Consider the following 4,172-nt stretch of genomic DNA (forward strand, 5'->3'; position numbering starts at 1 on the left):
TCCTGCCTTTCGGTTTACCGGTGTCATTCCGCTGTTATGGCCGCGGTTTCTCATTCCACGCCTGACACTCAGTTCCGCGAAGGCAGTTCGCTCCAGGATTGACTGTATGCACGAACCCCCCGTTCAGTCCGACTGCTGCGCCTTATCCGGTAACTATCGTCTTGAGTCCAACCCGGAAAGACACGAAAAATCGCTACTGGCAGCAGCCATTAGTAACTGGAGGTATACGAGAGACAAATTAAGAGGTCTTGAAGTATGGGCCTGAGAGAGGCTACACTGAAAGAACAGTTTTGGTTTCTGCGGTCTCGTATACCCAGTTACCTGGTTAAGCAGTTCCCCAACTGACTTAACCTTCGATCAAACCACCTCCCCAGGTGGTTTTTTCGTTTTCAGAGCAAGAGATTACGACTGTAACGACAGGATCACAAGAAGATCATTTACTCAGAGAGACTAACTACCACTATGTTTGCCTATCAACATACTTAGGAAACATTACTTGAGTTAACGACTCCACCTTACTTTTAGTATCTCGCAATGAATCTTCCGACCGCCGTTGTGTTGAAGTTCTATTGCGCCACCGGGGTATAAATCACTTTCGTTTAACTCAATTAAAAGCTCGTTCTTGTGAGCATCCTCTAAATAAAGGTAATAACACCCACCATAAAGGTTCTGCGTATCTGGCACGGCAACAAAAGATTTCTTTCCGAACAGTAAAACAGCCTCTTTTTCTCCATGCTCTGTCAGCAATAATCGAAATTCTTGTCCATTCAATCCTCTTTTCGCATGAAAAAACGACCTATACTTAGATGGTTAGTGACCATATCCACTTTACCTTTAAGCAGGGAACCTATTATGAATAAAAAAACGCTGTTGGCGGCCATGATGGTCGCGTTGGTGACCTTTGCCGCTGCTGGATGTTCTTCAAACCAAGAAATAAAAACCACAGATGATCGCACTATCGTTACAGACGGCAAACCCAAAGTTGACAGTGATACGGGATTAGTATCCTACAAAGATGCCCATACAGGCCGAACCGAACAGATCAACCGTGACAAAATTACCAACATGAGTGAACTAGACAACTGATACGGATAAAAGGAGCTGGCTTTGAAAAAGATTTTTGTTTCAGTGTTCGCAGCGGCAGTTGCGCTTTCAGCCCTAACCGGCTGCACGCGCACAAGCTATGCCATCCACACCAACGACGGGCGTACAATTGTCAGCGACGGCAAGCCTACAGAATCAGACTCAGGCCTGCTGGGCTATAAAGACGCAAATGGTGTCAAACAGCAGATCAATAAAGCCGACGTTAAAGAAGTCTCTGAAATTCCGCATTGAGGCATCGCTCTCTCCGAAAAGGGCCGCTAATGCGGCCCTTTTCTTTATCTGCCCCAACAACAGGCAAAAAAAGCCCCCGCTGGGGGCCAAATACCTGCAGTGGCTGGATAGTACTGCATTCCTGATGAAGGAGACGAATAAGTATGGGCCGGATTTTTGCGTCTGCAGGCTCGGTCGCCACAATTTTTCCGTACCCGCCAGGCATCATGCTTTTACCATAACATCCCTTGCCCGCACCTCTCCGGACGGGTTCAGCGCGAATGCGGCGTCAGTCCTGCAAAACCGACTGTAAACCACCCCGCAAACCGTGCATTCTGCGCCTGATAAATCTCACCCGACTGCATAGCCATGCAGCCGGGTGAATGGCACCGGGTTTCGGCGCAGATCCTCAATGAAAGCCCCGTTTTATCCGGTTATCACAGCGACGGACCGTCATACTCCTGCTGACGCTGCGATCGTTCCAGCTCCAGCGCTTTCTGGTGCTGCGCTGCGCGCTCCTGCTCCCGGTGTGCCTCGATGTCGTTCAGCCTTACGACAACCGGCGCAGCTGCTCGCTTAAACTCAGCACCTGCGTGCTCAAGTCCGTGACGCGCTCGCTCAGCGCTGCGTTCTCCCGTTGCATAAGACCACACATCGTCCGCCATTCCGCGAAGGCGCTCTCCCACTCGTCCAGCCTTTTCGAGTAGTCCTGCTGTAGCTGCTCTAATGCGCTCAGCAACTGTTTTTCCAGTTCCGTCATGTGCTATTTCCCCGCCAGTATCATCCAGCTCGAATCCTCTCCGAACCGTCCCGCGTCCGGGTTCACCCTCACGCAGCGGCGTCGTTCCTCTCCGCAGGTCGTGAGCTGCACGCCGCTGTTCCTCTCGGACAGCATGGCCTGCGTGCTCTTCTGCTCCCGGATGGTCGTGTAATTGTCGAGTATCTGCTGCCCCTGCCACCATAGAATGCCCGCACTTGAGGCTATCAGCAGCACGGAGACCAGGACGATGGTCAGCCACGTCTGGCTGACCATGCGCAGCATCCCTTTCGTACGCTGGCTCATGGCTGAGGACAGCATCCGGTCGTGGTCGTGGATGGCGGCGCTGATTCTCTTCTCGCTTTCGTTCAGTTCCGCTCTGACAGACTTCTCGTGCTCGCTGAATGCGGCTTTCAGCATCTCGCCGGTAGTCTGCTGCTGCACTTTCGATTTCTGCTCTAAGTCCTTCGCCAGCGTTAAAAGACTGTTCATAGATGGCTCCCTTCAGTCGGATGTTTCGCCCCCCGTCCGGGTCGGCAATGCTGATGCTGCTTTTTGTGGTGCGAACCACCTCAAAACCTGCGCTTTCCAGCGCCTCAGTGACGTCCTGACGCGTTTTCAGCTCCCCGGACGAGGCTAAGGCCAGTAAACCCCGCGTAATCGCCTGAGCGGCTTCCTGCTTCGTTTCCGGCAGCGCGGACGGCGTGACCAGTGCCCGCCGGTTTTCCGGCGCGTTCGGGTCGTGCAGCCCCAGACTGCCGTTCACGATGGTCTGCCAGGCATCAATGCGAGGACGGTCGGCGCGGTCATAGTATGGCTGGAGCCGTTTGCCGGTCAGCAGCTCCGTGTTCGGGATCAGGAAGTTCAGCTCCAGCCGCCCCTTGTCCCGGTGCTCAACCCACAGCACGCTGTACTGGTCTTTATCGAGTCCGGGCATCAGAACCCGCTCGAAGCTCGCCATCAGCGTTTCACGCTGCCCGGGCGGTAAGTCCTGTTCGGCAAAGGACAGCACCCCGGAGGTGTACTTTTTGGCGTAGGGCGAGGCGTCGATAAGCTCCCGGACTTCCTCCGGCTTCCCCTGAAGAACGCTGGCACCGTCGCGCTGGCGGTCTTTCCCCAGCAGATAATCAACCGGGCCGGCACCGCCTCCGCGTCCCCGGGGATGAAACTTAACGATCATCGTCAGCCCCCTTTTCCAGTACGGCATGCCGCAGCCGCTCGAGTCCGGCATCGATGGCCATCAGCGCGGCGACGACCTGCACGCGGTCGAGACCGCTACTGCCACCGGCGTTAACCTGGCGGGCAATCTGGTTGAGGTTGTTCCCCATGCCGGCAAGCTGACGAAGCAGCGCCGGCGAGATCGAGGGAAGTTTGCCGGCCCGGGCGGGCTTCTCGTCCAGGCACGTCTGCCGCATCCAGGCCGCGAGCTGTTTACCGTCGCAGCGTTCCAGCAGACGGCGGTGCTCATCTTCTGTTACCCACATCGTGAGCATTTTGCTGCGTTTGTCTGCCAATCCGGCCTCCTGATAACGCCGGGACGGGCGGGAAATCTTTTCCCGGTCGGCGCGGTGTTGGGCAAGCCGCAGGCGCGTCAGTGGCATTTAGCGGGTTTCGGGGCGCAGCCCTGAACCAGTCACGTAGCGCTAGCGGAGTGTATACTGGCTTACTATGGTGGCACGACGGGAATCGGGATGAAATAGTCAGTCATGAAAACTGTGAGATGAGGCTCAGGTGCGTAAGAGGCTGATGCCTGTCCCGGTGGATATTCCGCTTCCTCGCTCACTGACTCGCTACGCTCGGTCGTTCGGCTGCGGCGAGCGGTACGGACTCACGGATAAAGACGTGGCGGGGAAATACGTGAATGCAGGAGGGGAAGAAAGGATGCGCCGCTGCCGGTTTTCCATAGGCTCCGCCCCCCTGACAAGCATCACAGAATCTGACGCTCAAATCAGTGGTGGCGAAACCCGATGCGGCTTAAAGATACCAGGCGTTTCCCCCTGATGGCTCCCTCGTGCTCCCCCGCATTCCTGCCTTTCGGTTTACCGGTGTCATTCCGCTGTTATGGCCGCGGTTTCTCATTCCACGCCTGACACTCAGTTCC

At 55.5% G+C, this 4,172-nt stretch carries 7 protein-coding genes and 1 pseudogene; 3 read left to right on the forward strand and 5 right to left on the reverse strand.

Translation table 11 applies throughout. The features are described 5' to 3' along the window. Nucleotides 1-106: 106 nt before the first annotated feature. Nucleotides 107-265 carry a hypothetical protein gene (locus tag CMQ96_RS29090; RefSeq protein WP_032670878.1) on the forward strand — a complete coding sequence of 53 codons (159 nt, stop codon included), beginning with the start codon at nt 107-109 and terminating at the stop codon, nt 263-265. A gap of 236 nt (nt 266-501) precedes the next feature. Here the strand turns inward: CMQ96_RS29090 and CMQ96_RS28545 are convergent, their stop codons facing one another. Beyond that, nucleotides 502-771, reverse strand: coding sequence for a hypothetical protein (locus tag CMQ96_RS28545; protein ID WP_079839079.1), 270 nt, complete (start codon nt 769-771; stop codon nt 502-504). Between the two features lie 81 nt (nt 772-852). Between CMQ96_RS28545 and CMQ96_RS28085 the strand changes: the two genes are divergently transcribed. Together CMQ96_RS28085 and CMQ96_RS28090 are read left to right on the forward strand one after the other, a co-directional pair. After that, nucleotides 853-1,086 carry a YgdI/YgdR family lipoprotein gene (locus tag CMQ96_RS28085; protein WP_001036746.1) on the forward strand — a complete coding sequence of 78 codons (234 nt, stop codon included), beginning with the start codon at nt 853-855 and terminating at the stop codon, nt 1,084-1,086. Nucleotides 1,087-1,107: 21 nt separating this feature from the next. Further along, nucleotides 1,108-1,335 (forward strand): YgdI/YgdR family lipoprotein, encoded by a 228-nt coding sequence (locus CMQ96_RS28090; RefSeq protein ID WP_000719360.1) that lies wholly within the window; start codon nt 1,108-1,110, stop codon nt 1,333-1,335. Nucleotides 1,336-1,864: 529 nt separating this feature from the next. Here CMQ96_RS28090 and CMQ96_RS28550 read toward each other — a convergent pair. The 4 genes and pseudogenes from CMQ96_RS28550 to CMQ96_RS28100 all read right to left on the reverse strand — a co-directional run bounded on the left by CMQ96_RS28550 (nt 1,865) and on the right by CMQ96_RS28100 (nt 3,564). Next, nucleotides 1,865-2,074 carry an MbeD family mobilization/exclusion protein gene (locus tag CMQ96_RS28550; protein WP_001632067.1) on the reverse strand — a complete coding sequence of 70 codons (210 nt, stop codon included), beginning with the start codon at nt 2,072-2,074 and terminating at the stop codon, nt 1,865-1,867. A 3-nt stretch (nt 2,075-2,077) separates the two neighbouring features. Further along, complete coding sequence (locus CMQ96_RS28555; protein WP_012782630.1) at nt 2,078-2,563, reverse strand: MbeB family mobilization protein; 486 nt, start codon at nt 2,561-2,563, stop codon at nt 2,078-2,080. A 34-nt stretch (nt 2,564-2,597) separates the two neighbouring features. Beyond that, nucleotides 2,598-3,302: pseudogene (locus tag CMQ96_RS29095) on the reverse strand (relaxase/mobilization nuclease domain-containing protein); the annotation flags it as partial. Next, entirely contained in the window at nt 3,241-3,564 is a 324-nt protein-coding gene (locus tag CMQ96_RS28100; protein WP_001555769.1) for a MobC family plasmid mobilization relaxosome protein, read from the reverse strand. The pseudogene CMQ96_RS29095 and the gene CMQ96_RS28100, both read right to left, overlap by 62 nt. Nucleotides 3,565-4,172: the final 608 nt, after the last annotated feature.

The sequence above is a fragment of the Klebsiella sp. MBT K-1 genome (genome assembly GCF_002556465.1).
GTDB lineage: Bacteria > Pseudomonadota > Gammaproteobacteria > Enterobacterales > Enterobacteriaceae > Klebsiella > Klebsiella grimontii.